Annotated in this window: 11 protein-coding genes and 1 tRNA gene; 9 read left to right on the top strand and 3 right to left on the bottom strand. The window is 61.1% G+C overall.

What is annotated here, in order from left to right; genetic code table 11:
* Positions 1 to 3: 3 nt before the first annotated feature.
* Entirely contained in the window at positions 4 to 969 is a 966-nt protein-coding gene (locus GRAN_RS11135) for a ferritin-like domain-containing protein (RefSeq protein ID WP_128913138.1), read from the top strand.
* A gap of 163 nt (positions 970 to 1,132) precedes the next feature.
* Complete coding sequence (locus tag GRAN_RS11130; protein ID WP_128913137.1) at positions 1,133 to 1,891, top strand: carbonic anhydrase; 759 nt, start codon at positions 1,133 to 1,135, stop codon at positions 1,889 to 1,891.
* 2 nt (positions 1,892 to 1,893) lie between these two features.
* Here GRAN_RS11130 and hemA read toward each other — a convergent pair whose 3' ends face one another.
* Positions 1,894 to 3,159, bottom strand: a complete 1,266-nt coding sequence (gene hemA / locus GRAN_RS11125) for a glutamyl-tRNA reductase (protein WP_128913136.1) — start codon at positions 3,157 to 3,159, stop codon at positions 1,894 to 1,896.
* The gene (gene ccsA, locus GRAN_RS11120) at positions 3,156 to 3,938 is read right to left on the bottom strand and encodes a cytochrome c biogenesis protein CcsA (RefSeq protein ID WP_338323429.1); all 783 of its coding nucleotides are present in this window, start codon (positions 3,936 to 3,938) and stop codon (positions 3,156 to 3,158) included. Before ccsA ends, hemA begins: the two co-directional genes overlap by 4 nt.
* 242 nt (positions 3,939 to 4,180) lie before the next feature.
* On the opposite strand from ccsA, the gene mutS reads away from it, so the two are divergent.
* The 5 genes from mutS (at position 4,181) to GRAN_RS11095 (ending at position 13,921) form a co-directional block, all read left to right on the top strand.
* Positions 4,181 to 6,826, top strand: coding sequence for a DNA mismatch repair protein MutS (gene mutS / locus GRAN_RS11115; RefSeq protein ID WP_128914137.1), 2,646 nt, complete (start codon positions 4,181 to 4,183; stop codon positions 6,824 to 6,826).
* 2 nt (positions 6,827 to 6,828) lie between these two features.
* Positions 6,829 to 8,037 carry an anhydro-N-acetylmuramic acid kinase gene (locus GRAN_RS11110; protein WP_338323428.1) on the top strand — a complete coding sequence of 403 codons (1,209 nt, stop codon included), beginning with the start codon at positions 6,829 to 6,831 and terminating at the stop codon, positions 8,035 to 8,037.
* Entirely contained in the window at positions 8,027 to 9,580 is a 1,554-nt protein-coding gene (locus tag GRAN_RS11105; RefSeq protein WP_241654505.1) for an ABC transporter substrate-binding protein, read from the top strand. The genes GRAN_RS11110 and GRAN_RS11105 overlap by 11 nt, the downstream gene beginning before the upstream one ends.
* 442 nt (positions 9,581 to 10,022) lie before the next feature.
* Positions 10,023 to 10,096, top strand: a tRNA-Gln gene (locus tag GRAN_RS11100).
* A gap of 930 nt (positions 10,097 to 11,026) precedes the next feature.
* Positions 11,027 to 13,921: a CHAT domain-containing protein gene (locus GRAN_RS11095; protein ID WP_128913134.1), complete on the top strand. Its 2,895-nt coding sequence runs from the start codon at positions 11,027 to 11,029 to the stop codon at positions 13,919 to 13,921.
* 82 nt (positions 13,922 to 14,003) lie between these two features.
* Here GRAN_RS11095 and GRAN_RS11090 read toward each other — a convergent pair whose 3' ends face one another.
* Positions 14,004 to 16,328, bottom strand: a complete 2,325-nt coding sequence (locus GRAN_RS11090) for a winged helix-turn-helix domain-containing protein (RefSeq protein WP_161570938.1) — start codon at positions 16,326 to 16,328, stop codon at positions 14,004 to 14,006.
* A gap of 435 nt (positions 16,329 to 16,763) precedes the next feature.
* Here GRAN_RS11090 and GRAN_RS11085 point away from each other — a divergent pair, with 435 nt between their 5' ends.
* Together GRAN_RS11085 and GRAN_RS11080 are read left to right on the top strand one after the other, a co-directional pair.
* Positions 16,764 to 17,261 (top strand): GAF domain-containing protein, encoded by a 498-nt coding sequence (locus GRAN_RS11085; RefSeq protein WP_161570937.1) that lies wholly within the window; start codon positions 16,764 to 16,766, stop codon positions 17,259 to 17,261.
* 37 nt (positions 17,262 to 17,298) lie between these two features.
* Complete coding sequence (locus tag GRAN_RS11080) at positions 17,299 to 18,648, top strand: efflux RND transporter periplasmic adaptor subunit (RefSeq protein ID WP_161570936.1); 1,350 nt, start codon at positions 17,299 to 17,301, stop codon at positions 18,646 to 18,648.
* The last annotated feature ends 4 nt before the right edge of the window (positions 18,649 to 18,652 follow it).

The raw sequence follows: 18,652 nt of genomic DNA, 5'->3' as shown, positions 1-18,652 counted from the left end.
TCCATGGCAAATACAGAAACAAAGCAACTGGACGCTATCATCTCGAGCCGTCGTCAACTCCTTGCCATCGGTGGTGTGGCGCTTGCGGGTCTTGCATTCGCACCCAAGGCGCAGGCAGCGGCCGCGGTCACCGACAACGACATACTGAACTTCGCTCTTAACCTCGAATACCTCGAAGCGCAGTTCTATAACCTTGCCGCGAACGGTGTCACCATCGACAATCTCCCGTCGCCGATTCCGGTCGCGGTCAATGGCGGTACAGCTGGAACGGTCACGCTCAAGCCCAGCTTCGCTGCAGTTCCCTTCTCGTCTACCCTGATCAAGAACTATGCGCTTGAGACAGCGGTCGAAGAGGGGAAGCACGTTCTCTTCCTGCAATCGGCACTTGGGAAGAATGCCGTCTCGATGCCCAACATCGATCTGTATAACTCCTTCAACGGACTAGCGACGCTGGCTGGGCTCGGCTCGGCTTTCGATCCGTTCGCCAGCGACGCAAACTTCCTCATCGGGGCTTATATCTTCGAGGACGTGGGCGTGTCGGCCTACGGGGGCGCAGCAGCGCTGATCTCGGATAAGACTGTCGTGCTTCCGGCGGCCGCGGGCATCCTTGCCGTGGAGGCCTATCACGCCGGACTGGTCCGCACTTCCATCAACGAACTGGATGCGGGCGCGGGTGTTCTCACCGGGTATACCCAGGCTATCTCTACCGCGCGCGCCACACTTGCAAACGGGAGCGGTGGGACGGTGGACGACATCGGCGTCACGACGGCGATGGTCGCGCTGAACGGGTCATCCGCCACATATCCCGCGTTGACTATTGCCGACGCCTCCACCGATCACTCTCTCGCCTTCACGCGAAGCACGACGCAGGTTCTTGCGATTGTGACAGCGGGCGGTGTGACGACGGGAGGCACGACCAAGTACACCGGCGCATTCTTCCCGGCCGGGCTTAATGGAACTATCTCCTAAATCATTTGCAATACGCTGGTTGGTTCATGCCTCCGAGGCTTACTCGGGGGCATGTTTTTTGCACCTTCGCCTGTAGCCAAGCAGGGGTTATGCCGATACAGGCGTTTAGCCGAATCCCCTTGCCACGGCAGGGCGGCTCAACGTCGCTTTCGGAGCCTCCATCATGCGCACCTGCCGCAAGCTCTTGCTCTCCTGCTCCCTTCTCTTCGTCCTCCCGTTGTCTACCGTCCTTGCACAGCAGCCCATCCCGGCACACTGGGGATACGCCGGCGCGGACGGCCCGGAACACTGGAGCCAGCTTGATCCGGCGAACTCTGCCTGCGCCCTCGGACACATGGAGTCGCCTATCGACCTGCGTGGCGCGAAGCGTGTGGCGTTGCCGGAGCTTACCTTCGACTATCACCCGGCGGAGTGGAAGATCGTCGACAACGGGCATACCGTGCAGGTAATCGTGCCACCGGGGAGCTCGATGATTTCGAGCGGACACCGCTATGAACTCGTGCAGTTCCACTTCCACCACCCGAGCGAAGAGGCCATCGCAGGCAAGCACTTCGACATGGTGATCCACATGGTGCACAAGGACGCGGACGGTCATCTCGCGGTCGTCGCGGTGCTGCTTGCGGATGGCGACAACAATGCGGTGATCCAGAAGCTGTGGGACAGCCTGCCGAAGAGCGAGAACGAGGTGAAGCCAGTGGCCGCGACGCTCGATCCGACTCAGTTGCTGCCGGTGGCGCATGGCTATTACACCTTTGAGGGCTCGCTCACGACACCCCCCTGTACGGAAGGCGTGCGATGGTTCGTGATGAAGTCGCCGCTCAAAATCTCCGTCGCGGAGGAGCAGGCGTTCGCGAAGCTCTTTCCAAACAATGCGCGCCCTCTCCAGCCCTGGAATGGCAGAACGGTGCAGGTTTCGAAGTAGGTCTATTCCTCGGGACGCTCGCGGCCTGGTACGCCCTGGCGAAGAGCCGTAAGCTGCGGATGCAGGAGCTTCGCCGTCAGCGCCCGGGTGAGTGCTTCCACTGCCTCGCGCTGGTCAGGTGACAGTCCCGCGAGCTTCGACTGAGCGCGGAGAATCTCATTCTGCCGGATCGTCTCGGCGCTCTGTTGCAATGCCTTGATCGCGGGGACGGCGTCGAGCGTAAGCAGGCGTTTCTGGTAGCGCTCGACTTCGCCCGAAACGATCGTTTCAGCGGCGGCAGCTTCGCGGCTGCGATCGGCGAGGTTCGCCGAAGCGGTCTGCTGAAGGTCGTCGATGTCGTAGACGAAGCAGCCCTCGACCTTGTTCATCTCGGGATCCACGTCGCGGGGGACGGCGATGTCGATGAAGAACATGGGGCGATTGCGGCGGCGGTCGAGGAAGGCGCGGCCATGTGCGCGCGTAAAGATCTTGTCTGGCGATCCGGTCGAGGTGATGACGATATCGGCTCGGTGGGCCTGCGTGTAGAGCGCCTCAAAGGGCAGGACTTCGGTATCGCAGTGCCTGTCCGTGATGGAAGCCGCGATCGTTGCGGCGATCTTTTCGGCGCGCTCCGGGGTCCGGTTGGAAACCAGGATCGAAGCGGCGCCCTGCTGGATGAGGTGGCGGGCGGCGAGTTCGGACATCTTCCCTGCGCCCACGAGCAGGATTGTTTTTCCGGATAAAGATCCGAAGATCTTGCGAGCGAGATCGACGGCCACCGAGGCGATTGAAACGGAGGAGGAGCCAATCTGAGTCTCGGTGCGGACGCGCTTTGCGACGGTGAAGGCGCGCTGCAGCAGTCCATCCAGCGTTCCGGAGACGGCTCCCACTTCGCGGGCGACCGTGTACGACTCCTTGACCTGCCCAAGGATCTGCGGCTCTCCGACGACCATGGAATCAAGCGAACTAGCGACGCGGAAGAGATGGCGGACCGCTTCCCGCTCGCGAAACTCGTAGAGATGCGGCTGAATGGTCGCAGCGGGGACGGAAAAGTACTCGTCAAGGAAGCGCAGCAAATCGGCCTTGTGCGAGGCTTCATTCTCCTGCAGCGTCACCAGCTCGACGCGGTTGCAGGTCGAAAGGATGAGGCCCTCGCGGATACCCGGCTGATGCAGAAGGGTCCGTGTCGCGTCGGCGAGTCGTCCTGCGGGAATGGCGAGGCGTTCGCGGACCTCGATGGGGGCCGTGTTGTGGTTCACGCCGAGGAGGACAAGATTCTGTTGGCTCATGGCGTTGTAAACCTGTGTACGGCTGAGAACTGGTTCGCCGCCCACACCGTGACGACGACGAAGAATACGAAGGAGGAGAGATAGACCGCGCGGCGTCCGCGGAGCCCGGACATGCGCCGGATGTGGATCATGCCGACGTAGGCGATCCACATGGCGAAGGAAAGAAGCACTTTGTAATCGAGAAAGAACGCCGGCCCCACCGTGACCGCAGCCACCCACGATCCGATCAACAGGCCGGCCGTCATGCATGGCAGACCGAAGAGAAGCGTTTTCAGGGCTATCTGATCGATGGTATCGAGCGGCGGAAGCCTAAGCCAACTCGGAGCCGTGGACTTCGACTTCAACCGCCGTTCCTGGATCAGGTAGAGCAGAGAGGCGAGAAGCGAGAGAATGAGGGCCGCATACCCGGCGAGCAGCAAGGCGACGTGCAGGAGGATCCAATTGGAATGCGCGAGAAGAAGCGTCTCCTGGCTTGGACGAAACGCCGGAACCAGCGTGAGAAGCACGACGATCGGCAAGACAAAGACGCCGAGAGAGACCGTCTTGTATCGCCAGTACACCAAAAGAAACGCCAGGGCGAGGAGGAGGGCGAGTAGGGCCTGGGTCTCGTGAGTATCCACCGGAAGCATGTGGTGCGCGGCGTTCAGCATCTCGGCGAAGCTGACGAAGTGGAACAGGATCGCCGCCACGGTGGCCGGAACCGCGACATGCCTCCAGCGTGGCCGGTCGTAGAGCGCAGCCGGTAGCACCGCGAGCGATGCTATGCCGTACAAGATCACCGCGACTCGAAGCCAGATCAGAGACATGAGAGATAGTGTGCCGGAATGGCGGAACGTGACGCGGATGCTCCAGGCACGGAACTTCCAGTATAGCCGCTGCGGCTTTACGGCCCGGGATCTCCTCTGCCCGGTGCGGTATTCTGGCCTTTCACGTGGCGGACGAGACGACATCGGCGGTGATAGCGGAGGCGGCCCTCATCGGCGGCTTTCCCGGGACGGATATCGCGGGGCTGACCCCGGCCATGCGGCAGATCTTCGCCGCCAAGCAGCAACACCCGGACTGCCTCGTCTTCGCCCGCATCGGCGACTTCTACGAGCTCTTCTACGACGACGCCATCCTCGTCGCGCGGCTGTTGCAGCTTACGCTGACGGCGCGTGACCGGGAGAAGAAGCAGCCGATGTGCGGCGTCCCTTACCACGCGGCCGAGGGATACATCCAGAAGCTGCTGCGGATGGGCTACAAGGTAGCGCTGTGCGAGCAGATTGAGGATCCCAAGCTGACGAAGACCCTCGTCCGGCGCGAGGTCACCCGGGTGTTCACTCCCGGGACGGCGGTCGACCCGGGAATTGCGGCGTCGGAGAGCTGCTGGCTGGCGAGCCTTGCGCTGCGGGGTACGGGAGCGGGCGCGACTGCTGGACTGGCGCTGATGGATCTTTCCACGGGCGAGTTCCGGGCTACCGAGTTCACAGGACCGGGTGCCTGGGCCGCGACCGTCGATGAGCTTGGACGGGTGAAGCCCCTTGAGCTTCTCTATGCCAGCGGCGGGCTTGGCATGGCGGGCGCTGGACCGACCGGCATTCTTCCCGCATTCCGCGATGGTGCCGCGAAACCGAAAGAGGACGAGGGCTCCGGCAGCCTGGAAGCGATCCGCACCAAGACCGCGCTCGACGACTGGGTGTTCACCAACGACTACGCCCTTCCCCTGCTGCAGAACCAATTCAAGCTGCACTCGCTCGATGGCGTCGGGCTCGCCGGGCACGAGACCGCCGCCGTTGCTGCCGGAGCCATGCTGCACTACCTCCGCGCCACCAAGCAGGGCGCGCTCGAGCACATCGACGGCGTGCGCTTCTACGAGCGGTCTTCCTGCCTGGAACTCGACGCGGTTAGCGTGCGCAATCTCGAACTCGTCGAGCCGCTCTTCTCCGGCGAGACCGCCCAGACGACCCTTTTCTACACGCTCGATGCCTGCTGCACGCCGATGGGCAAACGGCTTCTGCGTGCTACGCTGCTGCGGCCGGCGAGCGGCCTCGCCGAGATCGGCGCACGGCTCGACGCCGTCGGCGAGGCGGCTGGAAAGCTCCGGCAGCGTGAGACCTTGCGGCGCTCGATGGACAACGTTCTTGACCTTGAGCGTCTGCTCGGGCGTGTCGCCATGGACTCGGCTGGGCCGCGCGAAGTTCTCTCGCTGGCGGCGACCCTGGCCGCTTTACCCGGCGTCGTCGCAGCCGTCCGCGAGTTCAAAAGCGCACGGTGGCAGGAGCTTGCCACACAGGTCGACATCCTCGACGATCTTCACGAGATGGTCGCCGTCGTCATTGCGGAGGATGCGCCGGTCAGCTTCGCCGACGGAAACGTCATCCGCGCAGGAGTTGACGCCGAACTCGACGAGCTTCGCGAACTCAGCCGCAGTGGGCGGCAGGCGCTCGTCGCCATTGAGGAACGCGAGCGCCAGCGCACGGGCATCGGCTCGCTCAAGGTTCGGTTCAACTCTGTCTTTGGCTACTACCTTGAGGTCACGAAGGCCAACGCCAAGTCGGTTCCGGCCGACTACGAACGGAAGCAGACGCTCGTCAACGCGGAACGCTTCACCACGCCCGAGTTGAAGGACTACGAGTCGAAGATCCTTACCGCGCAGGATCGGTCGATGGAGATCGAGCGGCGCATCTTCGGTGAGCTTCGACGCCAGTTACTCGCCGCCGCGCCGCGCATGCGCGAGACCGCACGGTGTGTCGCCGAGATCGATCTGCTTGCCTGCTTTGCCCACCTCGCGGCGCTGCGCGGGTGGGTTCGGCCAACGATCGAAGAGGGTGGGGTGCTTGAATTCACCGGAGCGCGTCATCCCGTGGTCGAACGGCGCATGGAGGAGAGCGGCATGGGGCGGTTCGTGCCAAACTCCGTTCATCTCGATGCCGAGGGCGGCCCATCCATTGCGCTTATCACCGGGCCCAACATGGGTGGTAAAAGTACGTATCTGCGGCAAGCTGCGCTGCTTGTCATCATGGCGCAGTGCGGATGCTTTGTTCCGGCCGAGAGCATGCGGGTTGGCCTCGTCGATCGCATCTACACACGCATCGGAGCAAGCGACAATGTGGCGCGTGGCCGCTCCACCTTCATGGTCGAGATGACCGAGACGGCGGCCATTCTCAACACGGCAACTTCCCGCTCGCTGGTCCTGCTCGATGAGATGGGACGTGGCACGGCGACCTACGATGGGCTTTCGCTGGCATGGGCGACGGTCGAATACCTCCACGACCGGATTGGTGCGCGGACGCTGTTTGCGACTCACTATCATGAGCTGACGTTGCTATCGGAGAAGCTTACCCGGCTTCGAAACCTGCGCGTCACGGTGAAGGAGACGGCCGCGGGCATCGTCTTCCTGCACACTGTCGAATCCGGCCCGGCAAGCAAGAGCTACGGCATCGAGGTCGCGCGGCTCGCCGGTCTGCCGCAAGCTGTGATCGGACGCGCCCGCGAGGTTCTGAAGGTTCATGAACGGGCCGAGACGCAGCAGGTCCGCGAGGCCGCTTCCGCATCCATGCAGATGACGATGTTTACGCCTCTCTCGCAAAGGATCGTCGACCGCCTAGGCGAAATCGACGTCGACGAGATGACGCCGCGCGAGGCGCTCAACCTGCTGGCCGACCTCCAGCGCGAGTTGAAGGGATAATCGTGGTCCAGGCGAAGAGCGGCGCGATGATCGTGGCGGGCATCATGAGCGGAACCTCTGCCGACGGAGTGGATGTCGCTGTCTGCCGTATCTCGTCCGCAGCCGACGGCCGACCGAAGATCAAGCTGATCGGGTTTACCGAGTACCCTTACAAGCCTGAGGTCCGCCGCGCCGTTCTGGCCGCCATGAACGCTGAAGCGATGAGCGTTGCCAATATGAGCCGTCTGCACTGGAGGCTCGGGTCTATCTACGCGGATGCAGTCGAGGCCACGGCGAAAAAACTAGGGGTGAAGCTGGCACTCATCGGATGCCATGGACAGACGATCTACCACCAGGGCACGCCAGCGAAGTTTCTGGGCGAGCCGGTCCGAGCCACGTGGCAGCTCGGCGAGCCGTCCGTGATCGCCGAGCGGCTTCGCGTGCCGGTCGTCAGCGACTTCCGCCCGGCTGACCTGGCCGCGGGTGGACAGGCAGCACCTCTCGTCCCCAAGCTCGACGTGACGCTCTTCTCCCATAAGACGCGCAGCCGCATCCTCCTCAACCTCGGCGGTATCGCGAACCTCACCGCGATCCCCGCAGGCGCGGGTGCTGATGCTGTCATGGCCTTCGACACCGGCCCGGCCAACATGGTGATCGACGCCTGCATGGAACGGCTTTTCCACAAACGGTTCGACAGCGATGGCGCCACCGGTCAACGTGGACGGGTCTTGAGTGAGGTTGTCGCTGCCCTTGCGAAAGACCCGTACTTCGCGGCGACTCCGCCAAAGTCCTGCGGACGTGAAGAGTTCGGCGAAGCCTATGTCGGACGCTTCCTCGCGGTGTGCGAGGTGTCTGCCGGATCGAAGCTGAAGAAACAAGACATCATCGCCACGGCGACCGCGCTGACCGCGGATTCCATCGCCGACGCCTACCGCCGCTTCGTCTGGGCGCATCTCGGCCAGCGCGCGCCTCTTGCCCGAGGCATCGACCTCTGCATCGCGGGTGGGGGCGCACGAAATGCGTTCCTGATGCGTCTCCTGCGCGAGCGCTTCGAGCCGCTCGGCGTCACGGTGCGGGATATGGAGGAGTTGGGAGTTCCAGCGCAGGCCAAGGAAGGCGTGGCGTTCGCGCTCCTGGCGTGGCTCACCTGGAACCGCCTCGCCGGAAACGTTCCAGCGGCCACGGGAGCATCACGCTGCGTTGTTCTCGGCAAGGTGACCTATGGAGCGTGAACGGGCGCGCTCGCGTGTGTGCCTTCTTCTGCTCTTCCTCCTTGCAGGCTGCCGCCCCCACAAGGAGCCACCCGGCTCCGTCACCATGATTATCGAGTCGAGCCCGAACAACCTCGATCTCCGCCAAGGGACCGACGCGCAATCCGAGCGGGTCGGCGGCCTCATCTTCGACGCGCTCGTCCGCAAGGATGAGCACTTCGTCCTGCAGCCCTGGCTCGCCACAAGCTGGGATCGCCCGGACCCGCTTACCTGGGTGTTCCACCTGCGCGACGGCGTCCGCTTTCACGACGGCCGCCCGCTCGAAGCCGAGGACGTTGCGTGGACGATCCGCAGCCTGCTCAACGGCACGGTCACCTCGTCGAAGAGCGGAAGCTTCGCCACAGTCGACCATATCGAGACGCCCGACCGGTTGACTGTCGTCGTCAAGACCAGACGCCCTGACTCGGGCCTCCTGTTCAACATGAGCGACGGCCTCTTCGGCGTCGTCCCAAGCGGCGCAGGAAAGGACTTTGGCCTGCACCCCATCGGCTCTGGCCCGTTCCGTTTCGTCAGCCAGGTCCAGGATAAGGAGGTCGTCCTCGAGCGCAACCCCAGCTACTGGCACCCCGAGCCCGACCCTCCGGCGGGCGGCCAGAGAATCGAACATGTGCGCTTCCCCGTGGTTCCGGACGCCATCACGACCGCTCTCGAACTCAAGCGCGGCTCAGCCGACATCGAAAGCAACGTCGTCACGCTCGACATGGTGCACGCTCTCGAGCAGGCACCGAACCTGGAGGTTGAGGCCGCGCCAAGTTCCGTTGCTATTTACACGACGCTGAATGTCCTGGACCCTTCCCTCAAGGACCGTCGTGTTCGTCAGGCTATTGCGCTCGCGATCGACAAGCCCGCGATCATCCAGGCACTATGGCGCGGCAAAGCGCGCCCGGCGAATACGCTTCTCCCTGAGGGACACTGGGCCGCCGCCGGACCCAGCGAAATCCCCATGTATACGCATGACCCCGAACGGGCAAAGAGTCTCCTGGACGAAGCTGGCTTCCCTGCCGGCCCAGACGGCATGCGACTTCACATCACGCTGAAGACCTCGACCGATGAAACCACTCGCCTGCTCGCTGCCGTGCTGCAGCAGCAGATGCGCGAGGTCGGGATCGACTTATCGATCCGCTCGGCCGAGTTTGGCACCTTCTACGCCGATATCACGAAGGGAGCCTTCCAGATGTACGCGTTGCGCTGGATCGGAAGCAACGAGGACCCGGACATCTTCCGCTACGCCTACGCCACCGCAAGTTTCCCGCCAAAGGGGGGTAACCGCGGACACTACTCGAACCCGCGTGTCGACGCACTTATAGCCCAGGCCTCGGCCGAGACCGACGAAGCGAAGCGCAGGGCGGCCTACGTCGAGATTCAAAGGATTGTGGCCGAAGATATGCCCGTCATCCCGCTCTGGTACCCCACCAATGAGGTCGTCCATACGCGCCGCATCGAGGGTGTCAGGCCTAGAGGGTCCGGCACGTTTGATTTTCTGCGAGATTCCTGGATTCGCTGAGAACGCAAATCAGCGCGACTCGTCCATGCGCTGGAAGAAACGGGAGTGGCAGGCCATGCAGCGGAATGGGAGGTAGTTGAACGTACTGAAGACGTATTCGTACCAACGGCGACGAGAGACTCTCACGTCCGCACAGCTGCAGCGGCTACAGACCAGCGTCACTGCTTTGTCCGCCATGACACCGATAGTAGCTCTGTTTCCGGGAAACCCCTGGAAATATGTTGGACCGTTTGTGAATGCTTGGTGACAGACTCGGCCCACTTCTCTTAGCCGACCACAGAGCGTTCTTCGCTCAAAACTTCAGACGCGCAATGGGGTGCGCCTTTGCAACCAGGGCCAACGGAGCGGACGAAGGTTGTAGTTCCATTGACCTGCCGTCGCCCAGAACGTACACTCAATGAGGCAGTCAGCGAGCGGTTGCGCGACGCCAGAAGCACCGTGTTGCCCCCTCGTTCAATGGTAGGACAGTCGGCTCTGAACCGATCAATCGGGGTTCGAATCCCTGGGGGGCAACCAAAACTCTTAAGATCCATCCCTCCTCGCACCTCTCCAGACATCCTCGCACGCGAGGATGTTGTTGCGTTACAACTACTTACACGAGACTAGGCTGTGAGATGACATACCAGATCTTTCGATTCGCCTTCGCTCGTGACCTCGCCTCGTGGAACCCCGCTGCGGATTTCAAGCCGAGAACATTCCGGCCGTAGCTAAGACAGGAAATTGTGCTCGTTGTGTAGACGCTAAGGAACTGCCCGAACTTCTCGCGGAGATGGACTATTACAACGGGGACGCTATCACGCGCTTTGCCTCGAAACTCATTGCCTGCGCATCTGTGCGCACAAGCGAAGAAATTGAAGGGCCCTCATCACAATCAATAGGGGATAAACCCGCAAAACCGCTGACTACAGGCCGCGGAAAACCTTCGGGTTGCAGGAGTCGCGCACGGACAAAGGTGCCTGGATAAATCACATTCCGTCACACGCTTAGACCAGGACGGAATGATGTCAGGACGTCGCAGTGGGGCGGTTGAAGTCTTGTCTCGCCGGAGCACAAGCGGACTCTAACCAACGACTGATATAGATGCTGGCATGTGCTTCTCCGCAATAGTGGTGAACTCCTGGTCCAGATGATTCGGTCTTCCACCTGAGTAGCTTAAGCTCGTCGCTATTGCACTGGATCATGAACCAATGAACGGGATTCGAACTCTCGGTGCCGCAGATATCGCAGCGGTAGTGTATGACTTCAGACATGGGTTCGCTCTTTCAAAATAACTGCATGACTGTGCTCTGAACTCGTTCATGATAACTGAAGTCGATCACGGGAAGTCGAGCCGCAGTCGAGTCTCGTTCGAGCGTCTTCGAGAGTCCGATACTCAACGCAGCGACGGTAGAAAACCCTCTGCTATCCTGTCTCCCTCCAAAGATCCGGAAGACCGAGGCAAGCAAGATGTCCCGTCTGATTTCATCGGCCCTTAGCTGTGCACTGTCCTTCGCCCTCGCCTCTTCGTTCGCAGCAGCCCAGGGGCCCCCGCAACCCGGCCCAGACTGGCCCGCCGACCTGCAGAAGCAGGAAAAGAAGCTCGTCTTTGACCTCGGCATGGAGGAGAAAAGGCACGACATCAAGTTCATGACGATCCATGCCTTGGAGCTTGGCGATCTCTTCGGCAAGATGTCGGACTGGAATGCTGTCATCTTCTGGCTCCGTCCGCTCGTTGCTCTCAATGCCGGCAATCCCGCCGCCCAGGCAGCTGTCCTCAACAACCTCGCCACGGCCCAGATCAACCTCAGCCAGACGAACGATGCCCTCGCCAACCTCCAGCAGTCCCTCACCATCTGGCAGTCGCAATCGGGCAAACCTGCCCAGGTCAATCAGGCAAAGACCCTCCGGAACCTGGGCCGGGTCTATAGCCTCCTGTACGACTACGACAAGGCAGAAGACAGTCTCAAGCAGGGCCTCGCTCTTTCGATCGCCGCAGGCAACAAGTTGGAGCAGACCGCCGACACCGAAAGTCTCGGTGTCCTCCGCACGGAGAAGGGAGACCTTCAGGGTGGCGTCACCCTTCTCACCCAGGCCCTCGCCATGGCGCGCGAGCTCAAAAACCAAGCCGCCGAAGGCACCGCGCTGATCAATCTTGGCGCGGCCCAGGTCGCCCTCGGCCAGGACGATCAGGCCAAACAGGCCTTCCAGGCTGCCCTCACCATCGAGCAGGCGATCAACAATCCATTCAGCGAAGCGAATGCCCTCAACAACCTCGCCACCATCAACAGCCGTCAGGGAGACTACAAGCTCGCCCTCCAGCAGTACGACGCCGCTCTCGCCATCTATCGCAGAACCGGACGCAAGGGCTACGTTGCCACGGCACTCGCCAACGAGGGTTTCGTCAACATGACATTGGGCAATCGCGAGAAGGCCGCCGCGTTTTATCAGGAGGGTCTCGTCATCGCCCGGGACGCCGGCAATCGTACCGCGCAGGCACAGGTCGACGCCGGACTCGGAATGCTCTATCAGGGGACCGACAACAACAAGGCCATCCAGTATTACGGCCAGGCACTCCCCCTCGCCAAGGCCCAACCTCTGCTCGAAGCCGCCATCTTCGCTCGCCTCTGCGTGGTCACTCGAACTTCCCAACCCACACTAGCCATCTTCTTCGGCAAGCAGGCCGTGAACGACATCGAGCGGGTCCGCCAGAACATCACCACCATGACCGACGAGGTCAAGAACAGCTTCCTTGACCGGCGCGATGCGGGCCTCATGCCAATCACCGACTACTATCGCAACCTCGCCCAGCTTCTCGCGCAGCAGAACCGCCTGTCCGAAGCCCAACAGGTGCTCGGTCTGCTCAAGCAACAGGAGTTTGCGAGCTACACCGATTCACTTCCACCCACAACCTCATCAGCCCAACCGGAGATAACGCCAACTCCTCCCCCGACTCCGCGGTCACCCACCCGCTCTGGAGTCGATCACAGTCGGCCACCATCGACTGCCGCAGCGAATGCCACGCCGTCCACCGTCGCGGAGGAGCAGGCGCAGAAAGACTACGAACAAGCCACCGCCCAGATTGTCACCATTGCAGAACGCTTTGCCACCCTAAAGGGTCTTGCCTCTCGCACGCCAGACCAGGAGCAGGAGTATCAGCGTCTCGCCGCTCAACTTAGTAAGGCGGATCAAGGCACCGAGGCCCTCTACAAGCGCCTCTACGTCGCCTTCGGGACAGGAGCCAATGCCAACAAACTCGTGGGCTCGGTCAAAAGTGACGTCACTTCTCTTACCCAGAACCTCGCCCTCATGCCGCGCACCGTTGCGCTTTACACCATCGTCGGCGACACGACCTACACTATCATCCTGGTCACCGCGTCGATCAGTGTCGTTCGTACCTACCCCATCGGCCGGACAGACCTTGAAAAGCGGGTCGATGACTTCCGCGCCGCTCTCCAGGAGCCCGAGTTAGACCCACATTCGCTCGGCAAAGAGCTTTACGATATCCTCATCGGACCCATCCAGAGAGAGCTTGCGCAGGCCCACGCTCAGACTCTCGTTTGGGTTCTGGATGGCAAGCTTCGCTATCTCCCGATGAATGCGCTCTACGATGGGAAACAGTACCTCATCAAAAACTACCAGTCCGTCGGCATGCTCCCCATCGACTTCCCCCACATGACAGAAAAACCCGACATGACCCACATCAACATCAGTGGCATGGGGATATCAGCCAAGTACGACAGTAAGCTCGATCCACTGCCTGGCGTTGTCGACGAACTGAATCAGATCGTCAAAGACCCGTCCGTTAAGGGATCTAACGGAATCATCCCGGGTACGCTCCTCATCAACTCCAGCTTTACCGAGCGCGCCTTCGAGGACCAGCTCAGAAGCAGGCATCTCGTGGTACATATCGCCAGTCATTTCGTCGCAGGCAAAGACGGCCTCCCAGACTACCTCTTGCTCGCAGGCAAAGATCAGCCCACAGAGGGCTACCACCTCACCGTATTCGAGTTTCTCCACAACCAGAAGCTCGGTCTGCGTGACACCGAACTCCTCACTCTGTCCGCCTGCGACACGGGCCTCTTCGGCAAGACCAGGGATGGTCGCGAGGTCGATGGCCTCGCCACCATCGCGCAGGAGAAGGGTGCCAAATCCGTCATCTCTTCCCTCTGGAATGTCAGAGACACAAGCACCAGCACGCTCATGGCAGACTTCTACCAGCGCTGGGTCGCCGGCCATGGCAAGGTCCAGAAGGTCGAAGCTCTCCGCCAGGCCCAGATCGATCTCCTTGACGGGAAGAGCGGCCCCGACTTCTCCCACCCTTTCTTCTGGGCTCCCTTCGTCCTCGTCGGAAACTGGCAATAGCAACGGTTTCACAAGCCAGCCACGGAGAGTTACGCCCAGCGGGGCATCCGCGGCACAGAACATTACTTACCGCGACGGAGCACTAGGGAGAGAGTTCCTGAGTCCACACGTTGTCGCTCGTTGAGTAACCTGGGAAAGCAATTTTTTTGCCATCGCGTGAGGGGATGGCCCAGAGAGGCACCGTACTCTTGCGCAGGACCTTTGCTGCTCCACGCAGGTCCAAGTCGAGCAATTGGAAGCCATCATCTGTCCTGCATTGCACATACAGCGAACGGCCATCGGCAGCCCACCCCGCTCCAAGAGGTGTGCCAAATCCCGCCAGGGGAATATCGCGGGCCTGCAAAGGAGAGGTACCCAAGCGAAGAAGTTTTACGCCTGGATGGACCGTATCGTGATCGACGACTGCGACCGTGGATCCGTCCGGAGAAACACCCCAGTCACCAAGCAGAATCGCGTGCCATGGTGTGCGCGCGAGTTCCTGTCCCATGCCTTTCAGCGGGTCCAGGGCGTAGTACACCAATTCCGAGTTGCCTAGCGACTCTCGGACCACGCAGGTTCCACCGGGCTGCACGGAGCAACTGAAATCTCCCAGTTTCCCTGTGGTCGGGACGATTTCCGCAACGCCACCGATCGCAGGAGCTCGTAAGATGGCATTCGCGGTTGGCGCGTTTGGACTGAACTGAAGAAACATGACCCAGCGTGAGTCTGGTGTCAGTTGCGGCAAGACAGCCGAGTCATCCGTTTTGGCAATCAGATAGGCTGGTGATCCGTCGAGAGGGTGAGCGAAGATGGCCCATCTGCCAAGCGATGCGTCTTCCATCAGTACCGCTGACCCGTCTGGAGTCCAAGCATGCGGATAACTCTCGACGTTCTTGTTCGAGAGCTCCCTGACTCCTGAAAGCGTTGGGCCGGGACGGCGCACGTCTGCAACAAAGGTGTCGACAAACGATCGCTGCAGCACGAGTGCGAGCCTCTTACCGTCGGCAGATGCCGAGAGGCTCCTGCCGTACCCTCCAAAGCTGTCCGCAACCTTTGGCTTCTCCAAGAAGCGTCCCGTCTTGGGATCGGTCAGAACCCTCATCAGGCGTGTCTGGCCGGCGACTGGGCTCACCGCATCAGCGACGGCAAAGTAGACACTCCCATCTCGGAGAACGTAGCCAGAGCGGAAGGTGGTATCCGCCTCCCGGTCCAACAGGGCTCCTGATTGCGAGTCGACCGATTCATAGAACTCTTCGCCATGAGGTGGCAGCGAAGCAGTCGTCGACGTCAGCCCGAGACCAGATGGCGGTGCGGCATGGATGTGATCGAGGAGCAGATGGTCTCCCGAGAATGCCCAGAGGAGGTATGGAAAACTTCCGGTGGCATCGCTTTCCACTTTGCGTGGGTTCCGGCCGTCCGCAGCAGCGACCCAAACTTCCGTGTCGTGCTCGCGAGTGTAAGCGATCGAAATACCATCCGCCGAAAACGTCGCGAGATCGGCATCGGAGATCATGAGACGGGGATAGCTTCCAACCAGTGGCACGCGCCAGACCTGATGCCGACCTGTCGATCCATCGGTTCCACTTACAAGGAGTTGTTTGCTATCCGGAGACCACGAGATGCGGCTCACCTCGAAAGCGGGCCGGGAGGCAAGCAACTCATCGCTGCCTCCGAAGCTGTGGACCAGGACGCCGGCATGATTGCCGTAAGCCACTCTTGTTCCGTCCGGCGATACTGCGGCGGATGAAACCGGGTCGGCTTTTCCCTGCGATGTGACCGGATTCAGCCCAGCCCCGTTCCTGCTGGAGGGAATGTCCGCGCTAGGTGACTGCGCCATCGGCCGCCATGTGGTGAATCGCGTGAAAGCAACCCAGCCTGCAACGCCAATCAAGAGAATGCCAGCCACGGCGAGAATCAACTTCCATTGGCGGCTTCGAGCGAAAGCCTTTGTAACTGCAGGCGCCGAACCGATCCACTCTGGTAGAGGCAAAGCCTTGGCAGACGCGTTTGCCGGGAAGAAAACTTCGGTCTGCTGGCTCATGGCCTCGGCGATCTCGCTCTTCGGGATTCGAAGGTCGAGGCTGTCACCTCCTGAAGGTTCCGCCACCATCAATAAGGTGTGAGAGCCCGCTACCAAGAGATCGCCACCTGCTGGCGCCACGCTGTGGGGAGCAGGTTCCGGTGCAGCATCGTCTTCGAGGACTGCGATGAATCGATAGCCGAGGCCGATGACGGTTTCGATGTAGGCGGGCGCTTCCGGCGAATCATCAAGATGGCTTCGAAGGCGATTGATCGCCGTGTTGATACCTGTGGCGACGTCTATGTTGCGGGTGTCGACCCAGAGCCGCGCGCTGATGTCTTCCCGGCTGATCAAGTCGCCGGGACGCTCTATGAACAGGTTCAATAGCCGAATCTGTGACGCGGACATTCGAATCCTGTAGCCGTGTTTCCGCAACTCTTGTCGCCGTGGGTCGAATTGAAAGGACCCGAAGCGAACCTTTTTCAAATTAACCGTCATAGCCATGGAAGGTGTTCAGAGTTCAAAGTGTGCTCCGTCAGTCTCATATTCGAAGGTAAATAACTGGCAATAAATGGCTTAGACGGTTATGTCGATTTTAGGCCGAATTTTGGTGGCATTGCGGATGGATGTCTCTAGGATCGCTCCAAGTGTTTTCAGAGAGACCTCCTGTGGTTGGGGCGGTCTGTCGACAAGCGAAACGAACTGGGGTCACACTGCCACATGATGGGCAACTCTGTCACTTCCTGGGCCAATGGCCGAAATGGGGACACCCCGCTCCTCTACGCGGAAGTCCCGGAAGAACAAGCAGGCATCGCTGATCAGGCATCACGCGAAAAAGAAACGTTGGCGTTGCGCCGCGCGTTGCATCGGATGACATTACTTTACAACTTCGAAGCCTCCCTGCACGTTCCGCTTGAGCTCGACGCACTCTTGCAGCTAATTCCCGAGAAAGTGAGACTCACGCTGGAGTGCCAGGCTGTACATGTCTGGCTCTTCGACAACGATGTTTTGACCGTGGTGTCATCGGCCGGCGTCGACTCCTCCGTGAGCACCGGCATGCAGCAAGCGCCGGGCACGGGGTACGTGGTTGATATGGCGGAGACTGGCGTTTCCTTACGGATTACCGATCCAGCCGACCCACGGCTGCAGGGACGTCATCGGGAAGGTAGTCCGCCGATCTTCACGGCAATGCTTGTGCCGCTCATTCAAGACGACGCCGAGATCGGTGTCCTGGAGGCGGTAAATCCGATCTCCGGGGAACCCTTCCGGCATGAAGAGGAAGAGCTCTTCCACACCCTCTCCAAAGACCGTCAGCGATGTCCTGGGGCGTGCTGGTCATAGGGTCGCCGGGCGAAAAGCCGAGGTTCTCGAGGAGTTGATGCAGGTCAGTACGCAGATGACGTCAACGCTGCGCCTCGATCGAGTGTCGCAGATTATCGTCAACAGCCAGCAGAGGGTTTTGCCCTTCGAGCGGTGCTCGCTCTCACTGGACCATCGCGGCAAGCTGCGGTTGAAGGCAGTGTCGGGACGGACCAGCCTTCCGTATGGGGATACAAAGGTCAAAGAACTCTCCGAACTCATCGGCTGGCTCTCCGACAAAGCCGAGGTTCTCCATTTTCGGCAGCACGAAAGGGGTGCTGAGGGAGACCTTCCCGATATGGTGGCCGCATACTGTACAGCGACCGGTTACCGCGGGCTTCTTGCCTTTCCGCTCCGAGATGACGATGGGCGCGTCGGGCTGCTTTTGTACGAAAGTGCCGACCCGGAGTCTTTCAGCCTCGCACATACCGAGATCATCCAGATCCTCGGTGGGCAGGCGACCGTCGCGCTCCGCCATGCCATCAGCTATCGCGAGTTGCCAATGATCGGCCTGCTCGAATTTCTGGTCAGGGGAAAGCGGGCGCTCCTGCGCACCAGCAGAAATCGGCGTACCGGCTTTGCGGCTGGAGCAATCGCGGGAGCGCTTTTCCTTGCCTGCTGTCCGCTGCCGATGCGATTGACGGGTGAGGCCACGGTCGGCGCGCAGCATATCGTGACGCTGGCCGCTCCCGTCGACGGCAACATCACCACTGTTTTCGCGCGAGAAGGACAGCACGTCGAAGCAGGGCAGGTGATCGCGTCGATGAATGACCTCCAGTGGCGCACCGATCTCGCCGCAGCCGAAGCCCGCTTCCATAATGCGATGCTGACCATGCAGGCGGATCTCGCCCGTGGCGCGGCGCAGGCCGGAGCGGATCGTGCCCAGGTGGAGTATCTTCGAGCGGAAGCAGATCGCGCCCGCGACCGCATACAGAGCGCACAGCTTCGCTCGCCCATCACCGGCGTCGTCATGACGCCCTCCATTGAGAATGCTGCCGGCAAGCACCTTGCTGCGGGCGATAGCTTTGCCGAGGTGCTCGACCTCTCGGCGGCAGTGGTTGATATCGCCATTCCCCAAGCCAATGTGTCGCAACTCCGCTCCGGTGAAGGAGCGGTCATCAAGCTCGACAGCTATCCGCAGAGGTTATGGCGCGGCCGCGTCGGGCTCGTCAGTGCGCAGGCGCAGGCCGGCGATGGAGAACGCACCTTTGCCGCACGGGTTCCGCTGCCTAATCCCGATGCTGTCCTGCGCGCGGGAATGACGGGACAGGCAAAGGTATGGGTTGGATACCGGCCCGCAGGGTACGTGCTGCTGCGGCGGCCCGCGTTGTGGATCTGGCAAACGTTGTGGAATTGGTTTGGTTGGTGAGGCC

Origin of the sequence: Granulicella sibirica (assembly GCF_004115155.1) — a bacterium.
Lineage (GTDB): Bacteria > Acidobacteriota > Terriglobia > Terriglobales > Acidobacteriaceae > Edaphobacter > Edaphobacter sibiricus.
The sequence above is the reverse complement of the archived record's forward strand: the minus strand, read 5'-3'. Positions and strand labels throughout refer to the sequence as shown.